The organism is Paraburkholderia sp. CI2, assembly GCF_014201055.1.
GTDB classification, from domain to species: domain Bacteria; phylum Pseudomonadota; class Gammaproteobacteria; order Burkholderiales; family Burkholderiaceae; genus Paraburkholderia; species Paraburkholderia tuberum.
Window position 1 is genome coordinate 106,848 of record NZ_JACHDL010000017.1, and the last position, 17,718, is coordinate 124,565.

21 protein-coding genes, 1 tRNA gene and 1 pseudogene are annotated in these 17,718 nt (G+C 61.4%); 15 read left to right on the plus strand and 8 right to left on the minus strand.

Going from position 1 to position 17,718, the window contains the following annotated elements; genetic code table 11:
* Positions 1 to 48: 48 nt before the first annotated feature.
* The 3 genes from rpoZ to HDG32_RS22715 are packed head-to-tail and all read right to left on the minus strand — an operon-like array spanning position 49 to position 1,939.
* Positions 49 to 252 (minus strand): DNA-directed RNA polymerase subunit omega, encoded by a 204-nt coding sequence (gene rpoZ, locus HDG32_RS22705; protein WP_008921215.1) that lies wholly within the window; start codon positions 250 to 252, stop codon positions 49 to 51.
* A 60-nt stretch (positions 253 to 312) separates the two neighbouring features.
* On the minus strand, positions 313 to 996 hold the full coding sequence (gmk, locus tag HDG32_RS22710; RefSeq protein WP_090801453.1) for a guanylate kinase: 684 nt from the start codon (positions 994 to 996) through the stop codon (positions 313 to 315).
* Between the two features lie 19 nt (positions 997 to 1,015).
* The gene (locus HDG32_RS22715) at positions 1,016 to 1,939 is read right to left on the minus strand and encodes a YicC/YloC family endoribonuclease (protein ID WP_184070839.1); all 924 of its coding nucleotides are present in this window, start codon (positions 1,937 to 1,939) and stop codon (positions 1,016 to 1,018) included.
* Between the two features lie 200 nt (positions 1,940 to 2,139).
* On the opposite strand from HDG32_RS22715, the gene rph reads away from it, so the two are divergent.
* The 5 genes from rph to HDG32_RS22740 all read left to right on the plus strand — a co-directional run bounded on the left by rph (position 2,140) and on the right by HDG32_RS22740 (position 6,000).
* Entirely contained in the window at positions 2,140 to 2,877 is a 738-nt protein-coding gene (gene rph, locus HDG32_RS22720) for a ribonuclease PH (RefSeq protein ID WP_090801456.1), read from the plus strand.
* Positions 2,874 to 3,536, plus strand: coding sequence for an RdgB/HAM1 family non-canonical purine NTP pyrophosphatase (gene rdgB, locus HDG32_RS22725; protein WP_409340050.1), 663 nt, complete (start codon positions 2,874 to 2,876; stop codon positions 3,534 to 3,536). Before rph ends, rdgB begins: the two co-directional genes overlap by 4 nt.
* Positions 3,533 to 4,762, plus strand: a complete 1,230-nt coding sequence (hemW, locus tag HDG32_RS22730) for a radical SAM family heme chaperone HemW (protein WP_184070841.1) — start codon at positions 3,533 to 3,535, stop codon at positions 4,760 to 4,762. The genes rdgB and hemW overlap by 4 nt, the downstream gene beginning before the upstream one ends.
* 55 nt (positions 4,763 to 4,817) lie before the next feature.
* Positions 4,818 to 4,907: transfer RNA gene (locus HDG32_RS22735), tRNA-Ser, on the plus strand.
* 91 nt (positions 4,908 to 4,998) lie between these two features.
* The gene (locus HDG32_RS22740; RefSeq protein ID WP_184070843.1) at positions 4,999 to 6,000 is read left to right on the plus strand and encodes a hypothetical protein; all 1,002 of its coding nucleotides are present in this window, start codon (positions 4,999 to 5,001) and stop codon (positions 5,998 to 6,000) included.
* 251 nt (positions 6,001 to 6,251) lie between these two features.
* Here HDG32_RS22740 and HDG32_RS22745 read toward each other — a convergent pair whose 3' ends face one another.
* Together HDG32_RS22745 and HDG32_RS22750 are read right to left on the minus strand one after the other, a co-directional pair.
* Positions 6,252 to 6,779 (minus strand): hypothetical protein, encoded by a 528-nt coding sequence (locus HDG32_RS22745; RefSeq protein WP_184070845.1) that lies wholly within the window; start codon positions 6,777 to 6,779, stop codon positions 6,252 to 6,254.
* 193 nt (positions 6,780 to 6,972) lie between these two features.
* Entirely contained in the window at positions 6,973 to 7,185 is a 213-nt protein-coding gene (locus tag HDG32_RS22750) for a hypothetical protein (RefSeq protein ID WP_184070847.1), read from the minus strand.
* 374 nt (positions 7,186 to 7,559) lie between these two features.
* On the opposite strand from HDG32_RS22750, the gene HDG32_RS22755 reads away from it, so the two are divergent.
* The 10 genes and pseudogenes from HDG32_RS22755 (at position 7,560) to HDG32_RS22800 (ending at position 15,533) form a co-directional block, all read left to right on the plus strand.
* On the plus strand, positions 7,560 to 8,261 hold the full coding sequence (locus HDG32_RS22755; RefSeq protein ID WP_184070849.1) for a hypothetical protein: 702 nt from the start codon (positions 7,560 to 7,562) through the stop codon (positions 8,259 to 8,261).
* Between the two features lie 329 nt (positions 8,262 to 8,590).
* A complete protein-coding gene (locus HDG32_RS22760; protein WP_184070851.1) occupies positions 8,591 to 9,310 on the plus strand; it encodes a hypothetical protein in 720 nt (239 codons plus the stop codon).
* Between the two features lie 194 nt (positions 9,311 to 9,504).
* Positions 9,505 to 10,545, plus strand: coding sequence for a hypothetical protein (locus HDG32_RS22765; RefSeq protein WP_184070853.1), 1,041 nt, complete (start codon positions 9,505 to 9,507; stop codon positions 10,543 to 10,545).
* Positions 10,546 to 10,771: 226 nt separating this feature from the next.
* Positions 10,772 to 10,999: a hypothetical protein gene (locus HDG32_RS36610; RefSeq protein ID WP_260336559.1), complete on the plus strand. Its 228-nt coding sequence runs from the start codon at positions 10,772 to 10,774 to the stop codon at positions 10,997 to 10,999.
* Between the two features lie 134 nt (positions 11,000 to 11,133).
* Positions 11,134 to 11,391, plus strand: coding sequence for a hypothetical protein (locus HDG32_RS22775; protein ID WP_184070856.1), 258 nt, complete (start codon positions 11,134 to 11,136; stop codon positions 11,389 to 11,391).
* A 648-nt stretch (positions 11,392 to 12,039) separates the two neighbouring features.
* Positions 12,040 to 12,642, plus strand: coding sequence for a hypothetical protein (locus tag HDG32_RS22780; RefSeq protein WP_184070858.1), 603 nt, complete (start codon positions 12,040 to 12,042; stop codon positions 12,640 to 12,642).
* A gap of 251 nt (positions 12,643 to 12,893) precedes the next feature.
* Positions 12,894 to 14,221 (plus strand): annotated as a pseudogene (locus tag HDG32_RS22785) (IS4 family transposase).
* Positions 14,222 to 14,236: 15 nt separating this feature from the next.
* Positions 14,237 to 14,446 carry a hypothetical protein gene (locus HDG32_RS22790; RefSeq protein WP_184070860.1) on the plus strand — a complete coding sequence of 70 codons (210 nt, stop codon included), beginning with the start codon at positions 14,237 to 14,239 and terminating at the stop codon, positions 14,444 to 14,446.
* A gap of 181 nt (positions 14,447 to 14,627) precedes the next feature.
* Positions 14,628 to 15,092 carry a L,D-transpeptidase gene (locus tag HDG32_RS22795; protein WP_184070862.1) on the plus strand — a complete coding sequence of 155 codons (465 nt, stop codon included), beginning with the start codon at positions 14,628 to 14,630 and terminating at the stop codon, positions 15,090 to 15,092.
* A gap of 150 nt (positions 15,093 to 15,242) precedes the next feature.
* Positions 15,243 to 15,533 carry a hypothetical protein gene (locus tag HDG32_RS22800; protein WP_221307833.1) on the plus strand — a complete coding sequence of 97 codons (291 nt, stop codon included), beginning with the start codon at positions 15,243 to 15,245 and terminating at the stop codon, positions 15,531 to 15,533.
* A 25-nt stretch (positions 15,534 to 15,558) separates the two neighbouring features.
* Here HDG32_RS22800 and HDG32_RS22805 read toward each other — a convergent pair whose 3' ends face one another.
* From HDG32_RS22805 to HDG32_RS22815, 3 genes are all read right to left on the minus strand, one after another.
* Positions 15,559 to 15,963: a RidA family protein gene (locus HDG32_RS22805; RefSeq protein WP_184070866.1), complete on the minus strand. Its 405-nt coding sequence runs from the start codon at positions 15,961 to 15,963 to the stop codon at positions 15,559 to 15,561.
* An 82-nt stretch (positions 15,964 to 16,045) separates the two neighbouring features.
* Entirely contained in the window at positions 16,046 to 16,276 is a 231-nt protein-coding gene (locus HDG32_RS22810; protein WP_090805429.1) for a hypothetical protein, read from the minus strand.
* 214 nt (positions 16,277 to 16,490) lie between these two features.
* Positions 16,491 to 17,711, minus strand: a complete 1,221-nt coding sequence (locus HDG32_RS22815; RefSeq protein WP_184070868.1) for a Bcr/CflA family multidrug efflux MFS transporter — start codon at positions 17,709 to 17,711, stop codon at positions 16,491 to 16,493.
* Positions 17,712 to 17,718: the final 7 nt, after the last annotated feature.

Genomic DNA, 17,718 nt, shown 5'->3' on the forward strand with positions numbered 1-17,718 from the left:
ATCCGGTGTGGCGAATACCGGCAAGTCGAAAACGAAAATCCGTGGGCCTTAGACCGGCACCTTCTTCAGCATTTCGACGCCGACCTGACCCGATGCGATTTCACGCAGGGCGAGGACGGTGGGCTTGTCGCGGCTTTCGATTTTCGGCGTGTGGCCTTGAGCGAGCTGACGCGCGCGATAGGTTGCGGCAAGCGCGAGTTCGAAACGGTTCGGGATCTGTTTGAGGCAGTCTTCGACGGTAATGCGGGCCATGTTGGGTTCCTTCTCAGTATGTTGCTTATTCTACCTTATGTGCTTGACACCACGCCGCGCTCACGCGTGCGGCAGGTGGATGCCGAGCTGCATGAAAAGCTGCGTGTGACGTGCGTACTGCGACGCGAAGCGCGAGCGCGTCGCGCCGACGAGGCACTGCAACTCCGCCAGCGCGCGATCGAAGTTCTCGTTGATCACGACGTACTCCGCTTCGGCCGCGTGCGCGATCTCGCCGCCCGCCGCGAGCAAGCGTCGCGTGATTACGTTCGGCTCGTCCTGGCCGCGCTTTTTCAGACGCTCTTCGAGCGCTTCGAGCGACGGCGGCAGAATGAAAATCTCCACCGCGTTGTTGAATTGCTTCTTCACCTGCTGCGCACCCTGCCAGTCGATTTCGAGCAGCACGTCATGGCCGTTTTTCATCTGCTCCTCGATCCACACGCGCGACGTGCCGTAATAGTTGCCGTGCACTTCCGCGCTTTCGAGAAACTCGCCCGCGTCGTGACGCTGCATGAAATCTTCGACGCTCGTGAAGTGATAGTGCTCGCCGTCCTGCTCCTTCGGACGCGGCGGGCGCGTCGTGTAGGAGATCGACAGACGGATCGCGTCGTCGCTCGCGAGCAACGCGTTCACGAGCGTCGACTTGCCCGCGCCCGACGGCGCGACGACCATGAACAGGTTGCCGGGATAAGCGCCGGCGTACGAATGGCGCGCCGCGCCGGTTTCGCGTGGATGGTGGTCGGTCATGATGTGTGGTGCTCCAGCCTTATTCGAGATTCTGTACCTGCTCGCGCATCTGTTCGATCAAGAGCTTCAGCGTCATCGACGAATCCGCGAGTTCCTTCGCCGCCGCCTTCGAACCGAGCGTGTTCGCTTCGCGGTTCAGCTCCTGCATCATGAAGTCGAGCCGCTTGCCGACCTTGCCGCCCTTCTCGATCACGTGACGCGTTTCGTTCAGGTGCGCGGTGAGGCGCGACAGCTCTTCGGCGATGTCGATGCGAATGCCGTACATCGTCACTTCCTGGCGAATCCGCTCGTTGATCTCTTCGCGCGACACGATCGTCGCGGCCGCATCCGGCGCGGCGATGCCGAGCGCTTCCTGCAGACGCTCGACGATTTTCTGCTGATGTCGCGCAATCAGCTCGGGCACGAGCGGGGTGATCTTCACGACGATCGTCTCCATTTCGGTGACGTTGGCGAGCAGCATCGTCGCGAGTTGCGCGCCTTCACGCGCGCGCACGTCGATCAGGTCCGCGATCGCCTGCTTGCCGCATCCGAGCACCGCTTCGCGCAGCGTCTCGGGCGCGATGCCGCTTTCGGCGAGCACGCCCGGCCAGCGCAGAATTTCGCCGGTGCGCAGACGGCCAGCTTCAGGAAACGTGCCGAGCACCGTGCGTTCCAGCTGCGCGAGTTGCGCGAGCGCGTCGCGGTTGATCGCGCCCGCGTTCGCCGACTGCTCGCTGCGCTGCAGATTCACGCGAATGTCGACCTTGCCGCGCGACAGCTTGTTCATCAGCATCTCGCGCAGCGTCGGTTCGACGACGCGCACGTCTTCCGGCATGCGGAAGTTCAGATCGAGAAAGCGCGAGTTCACCGTGCGCAATTCGACCGACACGCTGACGCCACCCGTGCCCGAGGCTGCCACGAGTTCGCGCGTGGCGCTCGCATAGCCAGTCATGCTGTAGATCATCGTATTTCTCGCGATTGCGGCCATGCGGTAGACGATGGCCTGAGAAGCGGATCGCCCGGCGTGTACGAGACGCGGGGCGGGGAATCGGCATTATCCCATTTTTGTTGCAGCCATCCGTATGGGCAACCGCCCTATCCGATCGGCGGTAAAATTAGGGGTTTTCCTCCGCCCTCCTCCAGCCCATCCCGACCCATTCCGACATGAGCAACGACACCCAACGCCCCAGCGGCCGCCAGCCCCACCAGTTGCGCGACGTGCGCATCACGCGTCACTACACGAAGCATGCGGAGGGCTCGGTGCTGGTCGAATTCGGCGACACCAAGGTGATCTGCACCGCGAGCGTCAGCGAGAGCGTACCGCCGTTTCTGCGCGATCGCGGCCAGGGCTGGCTCACCGCCGAATACGGCATGCTGCCGCGCGCCACGCATACCCGCAGCGACCGTGAAGCCGCGCGCGGCAAACAAACCGGCCGCACGCAGGAAATCCAGCGGCTGATCGGCCGCGCGCTGCGCTCGGTGTTCGATCTCGAGAAGCTCGGCGCGCGCACGCTCAATCTCGACTGCGACGTGATCCAGGCCGATGGCGGCACACGCACCGCGAGCATTACCGGCGCGTTCGTCGCCGCGCATGATGCGGTCGCCAGATTGCTTGCCACGGGCCGCATCGAAAGCTCGCCGATCCTGGATTACGTCGCCGCGATTTCGGTCGGCGTGTACGACGGCGTGCCGGTGCTCGACCTCGACTACGACGAAGACTCGCAGTGCGACACCGACATGAACGTCGTAATGACGGGGGCGGGCGGCTTCGTCGAAATTCAGGGCACCGCGGAAGGCGTGCCGTTCTCGCGCGAAGAAATGAATGCGCTGCTCGATCTCGCGAGCGACGGCATCAGCACGCTGATCGCGAAGCAGAAAGAGGCGCTGGGAGTGCAGCAGTGAATGAGGTTCGTCAGGACGGTGGCGGGAACAATGCTCACGGCGTAACGTCGGGAATGCCGCTGAAAAAGGTTGTGCTCGCGTCGAACAACGCGGGCAAGCTGCGCGAATTTGCGGCGCTGCTCGGCGCGGCCGGCATCGAGTTGATCGCGCAAGGCGAGCTCAACGTGCCGGAAGCGGAAGAACCGCATCCCACCTTCGTCGAAAACGCGCTGACGAAGGCCCGTCACGCTGCGCGGCTCACCGGCCTGCCCGCGCTCGCCGACGACTCGGGCCTTTGCGTGCGCGCGCTGCGCGGCGCGCCGGGCGTCTACTCGGCCCGCTTCGCGCAACTCGCCGGCGGCGAGAAAAGCGACGCGGCGAACAACGCGCGCCTCGTCGACGAACTGCGGGACGTGAGCGACCGCCGCGGCTATTACTACTGTGTGCTCGCACTCGTGCGTCACGCGGACGATCCCGAACCGCTGATCGCCGAAGGCCGCTGGCATGGCGAAATCCTGGACGCGCCGCGCGGCGAGCATGGCTTCGGTTACGACCCGTACTTCTATCTGCCGTCGCTGAACGCGAGCGCCGCCGAACTCGAGCCGGCGCTCAAGAACGCGAGCAGCCATCGCGCGATCGCGCTGCGGCAACTGCTCGCGCGTCTGTCGGAGGAAGCGTGATTGCGATCCGATCGACGCCGGCGGACATCGGCAAGGGTGTCGTCAGTGCGTTCACGTCGCCGGGCAGCATCCGTTTGACGTCGCTGCCGCCACTTGCGCTGTACGTGCATTTCCCGTGGTGCGTGCGCAAGTGCCCGTACTGCGACTTCAATTCGCACGAGTGGAAAGGCGAGACGTTCCCGGAGAACGACTACCTAGACGCGTTGCGCGCCGACCTGGAAATGGCCTTGCCACTGATCTGGGGCCGCCAGGTGCATACGGTGTTCATCGGCGGCGGCACGCCTAGTTTGCTGTCGGCGGCGGGGCTCGATCGCATGCTGTCGGATATTCGCGCGCTGCTGCCGCTCGACGCCGACGCGGAAATCACGCTCGAAGCGAACCCCGGCACGTTCGAAGCCGACAAGTTCGCGCAGTTTCGCGCGAGCGGCGTGAACCGGCTGTCGGTCGGCATCCAGAGTTTCAACGAAACGCATCTGAAGGCGCTCGGCCGCATTCACGACGCGGCGCAGGCACGCCACGCGGTCGAAGTCGCCGCGACCACGTTCGACAACTTCAACCTCGACCTGATGTTCGCGCTGCCCAAGCAAACGCTCGCCGAATGTCAGGCCGACGTGGAAACGGCGTTGTCGTTTGCCCCGCCGCATCTGTCGCTGTATCACCTGACGCTCGAACCGAACACGCTATTCGCCAGGTTTCCGCCCGCGTTGCCCGACGATGACGCGTCCGCAGACATGCAGGACTGGATTCATCAACGCACCGCCGAGGCCGGCTACGGGCGCTACGAGGTGTCCGCGTATGCGCAGCCGCATCGGCAGAGCAAACACAATCTGAACTACTGGCGCTTCGGCGACTATCTCGGCATCGGCGCGGGCGCGCATACGAAGCTGTCGTTTCCTAATCGCATCGTGCGCCAGGCGCGCTACAAACATCCGACCACGTTCATCGAGCAGGCCAGGGCTGGTGCAAGCGTGCAGGAAGAGCATGAGGTCGGGCCGCGCGATCTGCCGTTCGAGTTCATGCTGAACGCGCTGCGCCTGGTGGAAGGATTTCCGGTGCATCGGTTCATCGAGCGCACGGGCCTGTCGATTACGACGATCGAGCCGGCGTTGCAGGAAGCGGAACAGCGCAAGCTGATCACACGCGACCACGAACGGATCGCGCCGACGCCGCTTGGGCAGGCGTTCCTGAACGACTTGCAGGCGCTGTTCCTGAAAGATCCGCAGTGATGGCGGGTCACCTAGACTCGGCAGCGAAGTCTTTTCAGGTTACAATTTGCGGCTTGGAGGTGTGGCCGAGTGGTTTAAGGCACCGGTCTTGAAAACCGGCGAAGGAGCAATCCTTCCGTGAGTTCGAATCTCACCGCCTCCGCCAGGACTCCCCGCCAGACAAGGCTTCGCGGCTCACCCTTCTTTTCTACCCACACTGCTACCCGCACGGCGGTTTCAAAGAGGTTGATGCTCGAATGACGATCAATATCGCGCTCGTAACGAGCGGAGCCGTAGTGTTCGGTTGCGACAGTATCAGCAGCGAAACCGATTATTTCCTGCGCCCGCTCGACTACGTGGTGAAGGACGAAGGCGGGAATTTCGTCTTTGATGAAGACGGCCGGGTTACCGCCAAGTTTTCTTTGGACAGACTGCAAAACGTAGTCACAAACTCGTTTGGGGGCGTGACTAAGATGTTCTCCATATCGCACGGCGGGGTGGAGGCGGCGGCGGTTACCTCTGGACTCGCAACGATCGGTGGCAAGACTATTAGCGCGCTCGCCGACGAGTATTGCGCTCAAGACCCTGCAGCCGAAACGTTGGCGCAGGTCGCGGAAGACTTCTTGGCTTTCATGCGCCGCAAGTACGGCGAGGTCATACCCTTGGAGTATCAGTACGTACCTGAAATCGAGTTCCTCATTGGTGGCTACGAGAGCGCATCGCCGTTTTCCGGTCTTTACCGCATAAGGGTTAGGGAAAACACATGCGTCCCCGTTTATGTCAAGGGCAATACGGGCGTTGGATGGTCTGGACAGTCAGACGGTGTCGAGCGCCTGATTTTTGGTATCGACGGCCAGTTGCGTTCGCAGATCATGCTCGCGGTGAATGAGACGCTGGACAAATTCCAGCGGGAATCGAATGAAAACTTCGCAAGGATACTGCGGGAGTTGATGGCGGCGGCTGACCTGAACGAGATTCCAGAAGGCGTGAACACCGATTTGGTGGCAAAACCGGCCTTTGTTCTGGCGACTGGTAGCTTCCAGCTTGACATAGACTACGCAAATCTGCCGCTGCAGGACGCGGTGGATTTCGTGTCATACTTGGTCAACCTCCAGTCCGGGCGGGCTAAGTTTGCACGCGGAGTTGCGACGGTGGGTGGACGGACGCACATAGGCGTCGTTACCCGCAGCAATAGACTCAGGATGCTCAGCGAACCTGAACTCGTCCATCGAAATGTGGGGTTTGGAAATGATCAGTAATTCAACCAGGAGTGGAAGTTCGGCAACGACGCGGCCTGACGAAGTCCGTGTTGGATCCGTGACCCCGCGCTCTGGAGCCACCCGCCCTTCAAACGAAAAGCCTGCAGCCCCTGTAACGATGGTTGCAGAGACCCCATTGCGTCTTGCGCTTCGGGACGGAGAAGTACAGGTCGTACCGGCAGGTCGTTGACGTCTATCGGCGAACGGCCAGGACGTCGATCCATTGGTTGCGGTGCCGCAAGACGATGATGTCAGGCCCCGTCACCCGGCCTGCGCAGCGTTGCTGAGGCCGCAGCGCGAGCAGTCCGCGCAATTTCCTTGCCCGCGTCGGCATCCTCCTCAAGCGCGGCGCTGTATTTGCTCACGAGCCCCGCGATTCGCGCATTCAATCCATGGATGCGGACAAGTTCCGTCTCCAGCCCTGCGGCGTTCAGCGACTCATACTCGGCAGATGCCTCCGGCATCTCGGCTTCGAGTTGGGCAATCTGCTTCCGATCCGCTTCGGCTTCATCCATCCAGAGCTTCTGACCGCTCGACTGGTACAGGCCGCTCGCCGAATGGACATGGGCCCGCGAACCGATAGACTGTTCGATCAGGCCGGGCAACGACTCCAAAGCGTGCCGCGCATCAAGGAGCCCCGTCTTTAGCTTGAGCCGCAATTCTATGGCCTTTAGCTGGGTCGTCTTGTGAAGGCTGATAGCCCCTGTCACTGCACCCGCTATGCCTGTGACGGCACCGACTATCCCAGTCGCCGTGCCGATCCAATCGATAGCTGCCATCGTGCCTCCCGCGCGCTGAAAAGTGAGGTCTAAATCATACTCGCGAGAGGCGACCCCGAACTCCCCTCAAGGGTGGGGGGGTGAGCGATAAGGAAGGTACTCAATGAACCTCGCTAGAGCTTGCAGGGCAAGGGGCAGCGTCCGACGACGCTCCGCCGCGCGGTGACGCGAGACGACGAAGTCGGGAAGCATCTCAATCGCCGACCAGGCTCGTCGTGCCGATCGTGGCCTGATGCTGCACGACCTGAGCACTGGTCTTGATGGTTGCGCCGACACCGGCCCTGTTCGCGGCTTGCGCCTCGGCCTGACTAGCCGCAGTCGATTCGGCGGGCTGCTGAACCTGAGGCGGTGGCGGCGGTGCCGCGGGAGTAGGTTTGGGTGCTGCGATGCTCGGTCCGCCGCCCATTTTCAACTCCTTGAAAAGTGTTGGCCTATCACGGCGTAGGCTGGTAGCCCTGGCGCGCAAGGTACTGCGCCGGCGTCTCGGCAGGCTTGCGAAGACGTGCGCCGGCTGTCGGTGTCATCTGCACGCCGCCCGGTCATCGCACCGAGCGCATCGGGTGTGGCCGCAGGGACGTTCTCGTACGGGAGCGAGCCCTGGGAGAAAACAGACTGTTCTGTCGGAAGTGGTATGGACGGCATGGGATCCTCGAATGTGTGGGTTTGGGTAAGGGGCGGGGTAGGCGCTCAGTGCATCTCGCCAACGCTTGCAGGACAAGGTGCGGATTTTGTGCGTCGACTGATAGCGCGCAGACTGGCGCTGCTGCGAGCAAACATACTATGAACCGCCTTACCTTTATTCGCGAACCGAGCCGGTTGTTACTGACCTGGCAACCACCAGTTTCTGAACCGCATGCTCGAACGCGGCGGGTTGTCGCCGAGATCGTTCCGGTCGGAGATGAAACTGTATTACGGTACCTGCCGGAGACCGACGATTACAAGGCCGCAGTTGAGTGTGGCTTTGTAGGGTATCCCGCCTTCCGACCCGGCCTGGTTGAGCACCGCCACGGCGTGCTTGATGCGTTCACGCGACGTCTGCCCCCGCGTAGACGGGAAGACTTCGGCGACTTCCTTGCGAAGCATCGATTACCTGATCCGTTTCCGCTGTCAGACCTTGCCTTGCTCGGCTACACCGGAGCCGCTCTGCCGAGTGACGGGTTTGCATTGGTGCCGGATTTTCCCGATCAGCCTGGCTCATTTGACTACGTCACTGAACTGGCCGGCGTGCGCCATGTCCACGGACTGAATCTGTCTGGCGTTTCGGCTGGCGACGAAGTTGAATTCGCAATCGATCGCGAAAATCCGATCGAACGTGACGCCCTTTTTGTCGTACATCACGGAAAGCCGCTGAGTTACGTGAATCGGGCTCTTCGCGCCCGCGTAGCAAAGTGGGCATCAACAGGACACCTCTCAGCGAAAATAGACCGACTCAACGGCAAGCCCGATCGCCCGCTTGTCTATGTCCGGCTTGAGTATCGATAATCCCCAAAGCCCTCCCTCGACGCGTTCTGCACCACTAACGGACAGCCGGGAAAGACGAGGAAGAGAAAGCCGACCCGCGATGGTCGGCTTTTTCGTTGACGGGGCGTATCCCGAAAACATAGCCTCCCGGCGATCTGCTAGGTTTACTCCCTCACGATTGAAGCAACCTTGCAAGGTGCTGAATGCGATCACTTAGAGTAGACCTAGGTTCTGACGGCCGCTGCGACCTGTATCACCGCACGGACTATCGGGGAGCGTCCAGCAAGACCCACGTCGACGCCTTCTTGCGGGCCTCACTGTCGGATCTTGCGCCGACACGCGGGGATAGTATGGCGCGCCACAATGCGCTGAGTTTCATCCAGTTTCACCGGCTTAGTACGGCCGCCGATGACTTGGCGAGCGTGCTTAAAGATGTAGTGCGTTCCGGCGAGGTGATCGCCGTCATCGAGCCGCCCCGCGCAGAGCTGGCACCGGAAGTAGCTGACGCGAAGAAGCCGGGAACGGTTGATCAGCTATGGGCCGAGCTCGATGGTCGGATAAAGGACCAGCCTGAGGCGCTGCAGGACAAGCTGCGGGCAGTTTTCTCCGACCGAGTGCTGGCCCTTTACCAGCGCGAGGTGGTGCGCGAACAGGCGGCTTACATCGCCGAGGCAGTGGCCGGACGCGAACAGGCCGCCAAAGACGCGCGGCACTCGCTGGCCGAGCACGACGAGGCACGCCCGTCAGCGTTGCGGCGTCTCGTCAGTGACAAGTGGGAGCAGGAGCGCAGAGCGCTCGCGATCGAGGCAGATCGGGCGGACGCTGCGCTCAGGGCGATTCGCATGCGGGCCGAGGCGTACGGCACGGGCGACACCGCCTGGGTAACGGGTCTGCCGTTCCCGAACACGGTCGCCCAGGAGCGCGTGCAGGCCCGACAGCCCGAACTGGCGAAGGCAGCAGTCAAGGCTCAACGACAGGTCAACGAACAGGCCAGTGCCGCGCGGTCTCGTCAGTTCGAACGGCAGCGTCAGCGGGACCGGGGCCGGGATCACGACGAGCCCGAACGCTAGGGCTGAATGGGCTTCTGCGTAGCGCTCATGTACTGCTTGATTTCTGACGTTCCAAAGGCGATCAGGTTAAGCATCGCAACGCCGAGGCGCCTCGCAAACTCACTCGTCCAGCTCGAGTTTCAGCACATATCCCGAAAACATAGCCTTCCGATGATCTGCTAGGTTTACGCCGTCACACGGATAGAGACCATCGTATGCCCTGGAACACGCTAGAAATTCCGCTGGAGTGCAGCTGGCAGTGCACGCTGCATGCGGCCAGCCAGTGTCACGGCATGGAGCGAGAACGGCGCAGCAGCCTGTTTTGGGATCGAGATAGCAGCCGCTCGCGAGACTGGTCGTCGTTCATGAGGGACGACAGGCGGGACGAAGAAGAAGACGCGCGCAGGCAGCTTGAACAGGACCGGAAAGATTTCGACCGGTATTTCCGGTCACGCTGGGATCTGCGAACGATCACGGGCGGTCAGGCTCTACGCGAAATCCAGACCTATGTCAGGGATGCGCTGGGTCTCCCGCACTGGAACCTGCCGACCGACAACGCGAGTATCGAGCGCGTTCTCAGGCAGGCGGTGAAAGATGGGCGGCTCGTCCCGGTGGTCCACCGTGACCGGCGTTCCGCGCTGGGGCGTGTGTACAGCCCCACCCCTGCACCGCTGCGCTGGCCGTCATCAGGGGGTGGAGGTGGAACCTACTGGAGCCGCTCACCCAATCTGTTCCCGCCCGGCATCACCTCATTCAACGGCGAGCCGGTCCTGTCAGGCCCGTACGATCCGGCCACGTGGGAATCGCGACTTGTCGCCGCGCGCGCTGCGATGGGCGGCAGTAGCAGCGGCGGCGCCCTGCTTGGGGTAGTCGAGGCCGTGGCCGGTGCACTTGTCGGCGGCAACGCGGACATGGGCGAAGGTGACGGTGTGGCCGAGGGGTTCGCTGAATCGACCGAGGGTACATCGACGCCGTTCAGCGGTGCGCATCCGTTCGAGTACGGCGACGACGCTGTGTCCGGTGATTCCTTCGATCTTGCGGGCAACCTGACGCCTAACAAGGGCGCGGCCGGCAGCTGGTACACGAACCCCGGCAGCGGCCAGATGCGGATGTACGGGCAAGACGGTTTTCCAGTCGTTGATTTTGATTTCGACCACGACCACGGGCAAGGCATCCCGCATGCCCACAACTGGGAGGACGCGGGCGGCCCCTTTCCCATTCGTGGGCCGGGGGTGCGTGTTTCGCCGCTACCCTAAAAGCTACCCCAGTCGACCATCCTGCAAGCGATCACACCCTTTCCTACCTTTGCCACTCATGAAAATCAGACATAGCTATCACGACGCCGAGCTGATCGGCTGCGCATGCTCGCGCACGGATTCCTCTCTGCTGCTCAGTTTCAAATGCGCAGACGGCGCTGCGCCGAAACTATTGTTCTCCGGAGTCTCGGCCGTACGTATCAACGATTTCTGCCAGCAGAATGTAGTGTCGCGCCTGCTCATTTCGCCGTCGCATGCGTTCACGCCCGATGAGATTCGCGCCTATGTAAATTGGGCACACAGCCAGCACGACTATCGCGCAGCGATGACGGACGAGAAGGCGCAGACAATCGATGCAGCCATTGCTGCAAAAAAGTCCATCCTGTTCGTACTGGAGCCGTCCGTCGGTGCCGAAGTCGTCGCGGTGTGCCACGGGATTCAGGAGATTGATTGACCTCCCTCGCGTCGCGAGAGGGCGGCGCGGCTTCGAACCGGGGAAATCCCGCTTCTAAAGATCAAGCGCGCCGTCGGCCGGGTCCGAAACCGCTTCGATGCCGTCACACATTGACCGATACGAAGGAGTAGCCAATGTCTCTGCTGAAAAGCCGCATTACCGCGACCGACAGGAAGCTCGACGAACTGAAGCAGGCCCGCAAGGTCGCTGACAAAGCGCGCCTCTATGCGCACAAGCAGACGAAGGCCGACCGCGAGCGCAAGGTGCAGCTCGTCGGCGAGGCCGTTCTCAGGCGTGTGGATCGCGGCGAGTGGGCTGAGGCTGAATTCAGGCAGATGATGGACGATGCGCTATCCCGGCCCGCTGACCGGGCGCTGTTCGATCTGGATTGAACGAGACACGGCGAGGCATGGCGGCAGCGCGCCATTGGCGTCCTATGATGTAAGCGACACCCTTACGTCAGAGGCAAGCCATGACGAGCCGGGATGTGCTGGGGGCGGGGCGACGCGAGGCCGCACGGCGAGCAGCGTACAGCCTTGCCGACAGCGGCAAGTATGCTGGGTGGCAAGAGATCGAAAAAGCGCTTCGGGCCCGTTATGGCGTGCTTGATGCTCACCAGTTGCTAGGTAACCCGGTCGTGCGCGCCAACATCGATCAACGATGCGTCGCTGCGCGGCCGAAGCCTCACGCGGCATGACCACCAACGAGCGCAGACCCAGCCGGCGGCCCGTGGCCACATGGAGTGTGTATGTCCTCGCGGCCACGCTTTTCTCATTGATCGCTATCGGTGCGATTCTGGCCGAGGGCCGGGCATCGCTGGGCGAGTGTCCATAACGCTGGCATTGATGCAACCGTTGAAATGACCGCTGGGGGGTGGGGGTGCAAGCCCGGTATTGCGCGCGCCGGTCGGACATCCGTTGGGCGTTTGATCAAAACAGGTCGGAAAGATGTTAGGCATCGCTTGCAATGCATTAAGGGATCTTGTCGGGTGCCTATGCGGCACGTGGAGATGGTACGCACTGACTTTTGCAGCGCTTGTATTGTTTGCTCTAGGCACCGTGCTGGGGGCGTATTGGGGACCGCTGGGCTCATATCTCAGAGCGAGCGGGATTGGAGACTTCATCCGCACCATCGCACCTGTGATTGGCGCTGTCGTCGCAATATTCGTTTTGTGGTGGCAGGCCAATCGAGCCCGTTACACCATGCGAATTGACCTCATCTTGAAACTCGCAGACCGGTTTGACTCGCCGGAGATGAGGAAGACCAGAGCGAAAGCCGCTCGGGCGCTGACAGCAAGCGAAGAAACAAACGACGATGCCGTGGGCGATCTTCTGGATTTTCTAGAACAGATAGGGTTCTTGCTGTCCCGGCGGGCAATAGATCTTGATGCAGTATATGAATTTTTCGAGGCGTGGATTGTGCCGTACAGCCAGAAAACCGCATCGTATCGAACACGCTTCAGAGTGATCGACGATGCTCCCGACCTCTATGCAAATTTGGATAGGCTATTCAATGCCCTCACTAACCGGGAGATGAGGACAACAGGCAAGGCGCCGCACCGAACGCCGGAACAGATTGATGACTTTCTAAAGCGAGAAGCGGCGTTATCTCCGAAACGACTATGGGGAATGTGCGGCCGATGAAAGTTCGCCGGTGCGATCCGCGCGGGCTTTTTTGTTTATCGCCGGATGGTGGTCTGGATGGTGGACTGATCGATCAATTACTCTGTAAAGCCGCGCCAATGCTGAATTATTGGCGGACACCGCCTCCGCCAGACACCCAATGAATACGGGCCTTTTGGCCTAATGCCGTTCAGTTAAGCAACTGAACGGCATTTTTGTTTGCGGCGCAAAGCGGTTGTAAACGGGGTGAAGGGGTGTTAACTTTCATCGCCATGCTGGTCGATGATCTACGCCCATTCGTGGAATCACAGCCGCCGCTCGAATGGGACCGGCTGGGGCAGCATCTCCGTACGAGTGGATCGAGCGTGCGGTACAGGCCAGTGGCAGTGCGAGCATTCGTCGGCGCCGGCTACCCGCGCAGCAGGTCGTATGGCTGGTGATTGCGCTGGCGTTGTACCGGCACCAGTCGATCAGTGAGGTCGTTGACGAACTGGACCTTGCCCTACCCACACCGCAAGCGTCATTTGTCAGTAAAAGCGCCATCGCACAGGCGCGTCAGCGCACCGGCGCGGCGCCCCTGGCGTGGCTGTTTCACGAATCGGCCAGGAACTGGATCGCGCAGGATCAGGCCAGGTATCTCTTCAAGGGCTGCGCGCTGTTCGCGATGGATGGCACGACGCTGCAAACCGCCGACAGTGCCGCCAACCGCACGCACTTTGGCGCTTCCGCCGCCACTCATGACCGGGTGGGCAGCTATCCTCAATTGCGCGCAGTCACGCTCACCGCCATTGCAACGCGTCTGGTGCGCGATGCCAGCTTCGGTCCTTACGACACCAATGAGATGATCTGGGCGCGTGAGCTTATCCCGCGTGTGCCAGACAGCTCCATTACCGTGTTCGACAAAGGGTTCCTGTCGGCCCAGTTGCTATGCAACCTGGTCTCGGGTGGCCAGAACCGGCATTTCATCATCCCGGCCAAGTCCAATACGCGTTGGGAGGTGCTGAGCGGGCACGATGGTGATCAGATCGTGCGCATGCGCGTGTCACCCCAGGCACGAGCGAAATGTCCGCAACTGCCCGAATTCTGGCAAGCCCGTGCGGTGCTTGCCGTCGATGCCCGCGGCCGGCAGCGCATATTGCTCACGTCGCTGACCGATCGAAGGCGATTCAAGGCAATTGATATTGTGGCGTGCCATGAGCGTCGCTGGCAGATCGAGACCAGCTACCACGAGTTGAAGCAATCGATGCTGGGCATGCAGCTGACGCTTCGCAGCCACACCGTGCAAGGCGTCTACCAGGAACTCTGGGGAGCCCTGATCGCCTACAACCTGATCCGTCTGGAAATAGCCAAAGCGGCACTTGATGCCGGGCACGCGCCCAACGATCTGAGCTTCATCCGGGCCTTTCATATCATCCAGTATGAAATGACATGGGCAGCCGTGACGCGCTCGTACGGCAAACTTCCCATGCTGCTGACTCGCTTGCGCGAGCGGCTCAAGCAGCTTCTCAACGAAAAACGGCCCGGGCGCACTTGCGCTCGGGCCGTCAAATCCAGACCTTTCCGTTATACCGTTCGATACCTCAAAAAAGACCTTAACTGAACGGCATTAGGCCTTTTGGCCCGTATTTCGTTTCTGCCCCCAAAGAACCCGCCGAATTCGATCGCGACGCAGATCAACCTGATGCGCCACAGCGGCGAACAGCTGCGGCTGGCGGCGTCGCGCCAACTGCTGGATCGCGCTGTTGGCCGCCCGGCGCTTCACGCCGATATCAAGACCGAGATAGAAACGAAGGCAATACAAACGCGATCGATAGAGTGCGACTGACCGCGCTGCCGCCCTGCTTACGACATCGGATCGGCCTTGCTTTAGGAGTTCGCCCATAGCACACCTATGGCAGCCGCAAAGCTAGAGTTCCCATTGAATCAATGCAGCGTCGGCCATCCCACTGATCGTATGCCGCCGGACTCCGCAGCCCTCATTTTTTACAACTCTAGTGGTATGCCACATGTCGAAACTGCTATTCGACGGACAGACACATCAAATCTCGTTTGTTGATGCCACCGGTAAGACGATCGGTACTTGGGCGGCTTACAACAACGTCGACAGCCACGCGGCAATCCGCCATATTCCGAATGGAACATATAGCGTGCAGGACCAAGCCACCCCGCACCAGCATGTGGCATCTGCCAATGGCCCGTATGGCTTGTATGGGATCATCCGTTTCAACGTGCCAGGCCATACCGGCATTGGCGTGCATTCGGGCAGAGCTAATGCCCGCTATTTGCCGGGACCTCAGCACCCGACAAAGAGCTGCATCCGCACGTCGGACGACGCCATGAGAGAAATCCGCGAACAGATGCACCGGGACCCGATCACGGCTGCAGAAGTCAACCACAATGATTCCGTGGCCGCGCGCACGGCAACTGAGCGCAATCGAGCCAGGAATCTTGCGGGACATACTCATGGATAGACGCAAGTGCACCTATTCTTTGACGCGTCTCATGGGTGTGGTCGCCTTCATTGCACTAGCGTGGTTGCGGTTGCGTATGGCATAACCTGCACGGAGCGTGAGGCAAGTGCGGCGGATGCAACAATCGATCACCTCGACACGTGGGCAAACGTGAATGAGGCGTTCAACAAGTACGCGCAGTGTGACGATGGCGAAATCGCGGAAGGCAACTCAGAAGCTGTCGCGCGTCTGCTAGTGGATCACTGGCACACTTTGCCGCAACTAGGTGTATTGATAAAACGTAATCCGTCGTTGAAAGCCTTTGTGCTCCGCCACATCGATACGACGCTAGACACTGACGATCTTTCCAGAATCGCCAAGCTTTCAACGTCATCTTGCCCGATCGGCATGAGTTCTCTATGTCGAGAATTAGCGGCCGCCACAGAGAAAGTCATGCCGTAGTTGCTATATGGCTGTAATGTCGAATTCAAACCACCGCCACCGCCTCAACCTCGATCTTGAACCCATAGTGCAACTGCGGCACCGGCACGACCGCGCGCGCCGGCCTTGCCTCGCCGGCCCAGCCCGCATAGATCTGATTGAAGCTCGCCCAATGTTCGACATCGACGACATACACGCGCACCTGCACCAGTTGCGCGACGCTGCTGCCGACGCTTTCGAGCGCCGCCTTCACATTGGCCAGAACCTGTTCGGCCTGCACGTCGAACGACGCATCGGCGAGCTTTTCGCCTTGCGCGTTGATCGGCAATTGCCCGGACACGAAGACGAAGCCATTCGCGACCGCGACATGACTGTAGTGGCCGCCGGGTTTCGCCAGCGCGGCGGGATTGTCGGTGTGGGGCAAACGTGAGGCGTGCGGGCTATCGGTCATCCACCACTCCAGAAGTGAAAATCTCGGAGCGATTCATCGCCGTGCTTCATTCAGCACGAACCCGCGCACGACGCAATATGCATCACGCGTCCGCCATCTCGAGCTTTTCGCGCGCATCCGCGCAACGACGATTCAGATCGCGATGCATCAACTGGCTATCGAGCAGAGCCGATACATCCGTCAAACCGTGATCAAAGCGCAACACGTATTCGATGTCGGTGTAATCGTAATAAGCGCCGCTGTCGGCCAGCCGTTGCGCTTCGGCGAATGCGGCAAATTGCCGCTCGCCGTTCATCAGGTCTTTGATCGCCATGAGTGCCGCTCCGAGGAACAGTGACTTCATCATAGCAATGCAAACCGCGACGCACGGTGGTGCGCGCGCAACACCAGGTGTTTTCCGGAGACGCGTCCGATGAACTCACGCGTCGGCCGATGCCCACAGCCGCAATAGCACGATCGTCATCCAGTTTTCACGCCGTTTTCACAGCGCTCGCGCAGTGCTCACCCTCGATATCCGGACAACACGCTCACACAGCCGCAACCGGCGACTTCCTCCCGTGCCAACGCATCACGAGCATGCGTCCGACAAAGCACAGACAGCCCGCCACGCCGACCACGATACCCATGCCCTTCGGCGTGCCGTCCTGCCACAGTCCGACCGCGAGGCTCGACAGTGCGCCGAGCGCGAGCTGCACCGCGCCGAACACGGCCGCCGCGGCGCCCGCGTTGGCGGGATAGCGATGCATCAGATCGGTCGTGCAGTTGGCGGACAATACGCCCACCACGCTGACGACGAAGAACAGCCCGAACACGATCGACCATAAGCCGCCCCACCCCGTCAGCGACACGACGGACACGAACAGCGACGCGACGAAGCTCACGGTCGCCGCGAACGAGATGATCGGCACCGGCCCGAGCCGGCCGACGAGCCGCGTGTTCAGGTAATTGCCGACCATGATGCCGACGATGTTCAGCGCGAACAGGAAGCCGTAGTGCTGCGCGGACACGTGGAAATACTCGATGTATACGAACGGCGTCGCCGTGATGTACGCGAACATCGACGCGAACGCCATGCCGCCGCACAACATGTGTCCCCACGCGACCGGATCGCGCAGCAGCGTGCCATACGCGCCGAACGACTTCAGCAGCGCCGACTGCGCGCGCATCTCGCGCGGCCACGTCTCCGGCACCTTCAGGAATGCGGTCACCGCGCACACGGAACCGAACAGCGTCAGCGCGACGAACACGGCGCGCCAGCCGCCCAGCAGCAGCAACTGTCCGCCGATCAGCGGCGCGAGCAGTGGACCGATCGCCGTGACGATCGCGATCATCGACAGGACGCGCGCCGCGTCGCCCGGCTCGTGCGCATCGCGCGCGATCGCGCGAGCCAGCACCGACGCCGCGCCCGCGCCCAACGCCTGCACGAAGCGGAAACCGACCAGCGAGCCGATCGAGACCGACAGCGAGCAGGCGATGCTCGCGAGCGCATACATGATGATGCCGCCAAGCAGGATCGGCCGACGGCCATAGGTATCGGACAGCGGACCGTACAGCAACATGCCGATCGAAAAGCCGAACATGAAGCTCGTGAGCGTCGATTGCGCGGCGCCCGTGCCGACCGCGAAGGCCTGCGCGATGGTCGGCAGGCTCGGCAGATACATGTCGATGGAAATTGGCCCGCACGCGGCCAGTGCGCCGAGCAACAGGATCAGCCGGCCATCGGGCCGGCGTCTGACGACGTGAGACATGGGAAAT

Bases quoted from the DNA above. Each gene is read 5' to 3' on its own strand.
- rph (WP_090801456.1), top strand. From the start codon at position 2,140: ATGAGCAACGACACCCAACGCCCCAGCGGCCGCCAGCCCCACCAGTTG.
- HDG32_RS22715 (WP_184070839.1), bottom strand. From the start codon at position 1,939: ATGATCTACAGCATGACTGGCTATGCGAGCGCCACGCGCGAACTCGTG.
- rpoZ (WP_008921215.1), bottom strand. From the start codon at position 252: ATGGCCCGCATTACCGTCGAAGACTGCCTCAAACAGATCCCGAACCGT.
- HDG32_RS22750 (WP_184070847.1), bottom strand. From the start codon at position 7,185: ATGGGCGGCGGACCGAGCATCGCAGCACCCAAACCTACTCCCGCGGCA.
- HDG32_RS22805 (WP_184070866.1), bottom strand. From the start codon at position 15,963: ATGACCGATAGCCCGCACGCCTCACGTTTGCCCCACACCGACAATCCC.
- HDG32_RS22795 (WP_184070862.1), top strand. From the start codon at position 14,628: ATGTCGAAACTGCTATTCGACGGACAGACACATCAAATCTCGTTTGTT.
- HDG32_RS22745 (WP_184070845.1), bottom strand. From the start codon at position 6,779: ATGGCAGCTATCGATTGGATCGGCACGGCGACTGGGATAGTCGGTGCC.
- HDG32_RS22755 (WP_184070849.1), top strand. From the start codon at position 7,560: ATGAACCGCCTTACCTTTATTCGCGAACCGAGCCGGTTGTTACTGACC.
- HDG32_RS22740 (WP_184070843.1), top strand. From the start codon at position 4,999: ATGACGATCAATATCGCGCTCGTAACGAGCGGAGCCGTAGTGTTCGGT.
- HDG32_RS22815 (WP_184070868.1), bottom strand. From the start codon at position 17,711: ATGTCTCACGTCGTCAGACGCCGGCCCGATGGCCGGCTGATCCTGTTG.
- HDG32_RS22810 (WP_090805429.1), bottom strand. From the start codon at position 16,276: ATGGCGATCAAAGACCTGATGAACGGCGAGCGGCAATTTGCCGCATTC.
- gmk (WP_090801453.1), bottom strand. From the start codon at position 996: ATGACCGACCACCATCCACGCGAAACCGGCGCGGCGCGCCATTCGTAC.
- HDG32_RS22775 (WP_184070856.1), top strand. From the start codon at position 11,134: ATGTCTCTGCTGAAAAGCCGCATTACCGCGACCGACAGGAAGCTCGAC.
- HDG32_RS22765 (WP_184070853.1), top strand. From the start codon at position 9,505: ATGCCCTGGAACACGCTAGAAATTCCGCTGGAGTGCAGCTGGCAGTGC.
- HDG32_RS22760 (WP_184070851.1), top strand. From the start codon at position 8,591: ATGGCGCGCCACAATGCGCTGAGTTTCATCCAGTTTCACCGGCTTAGT.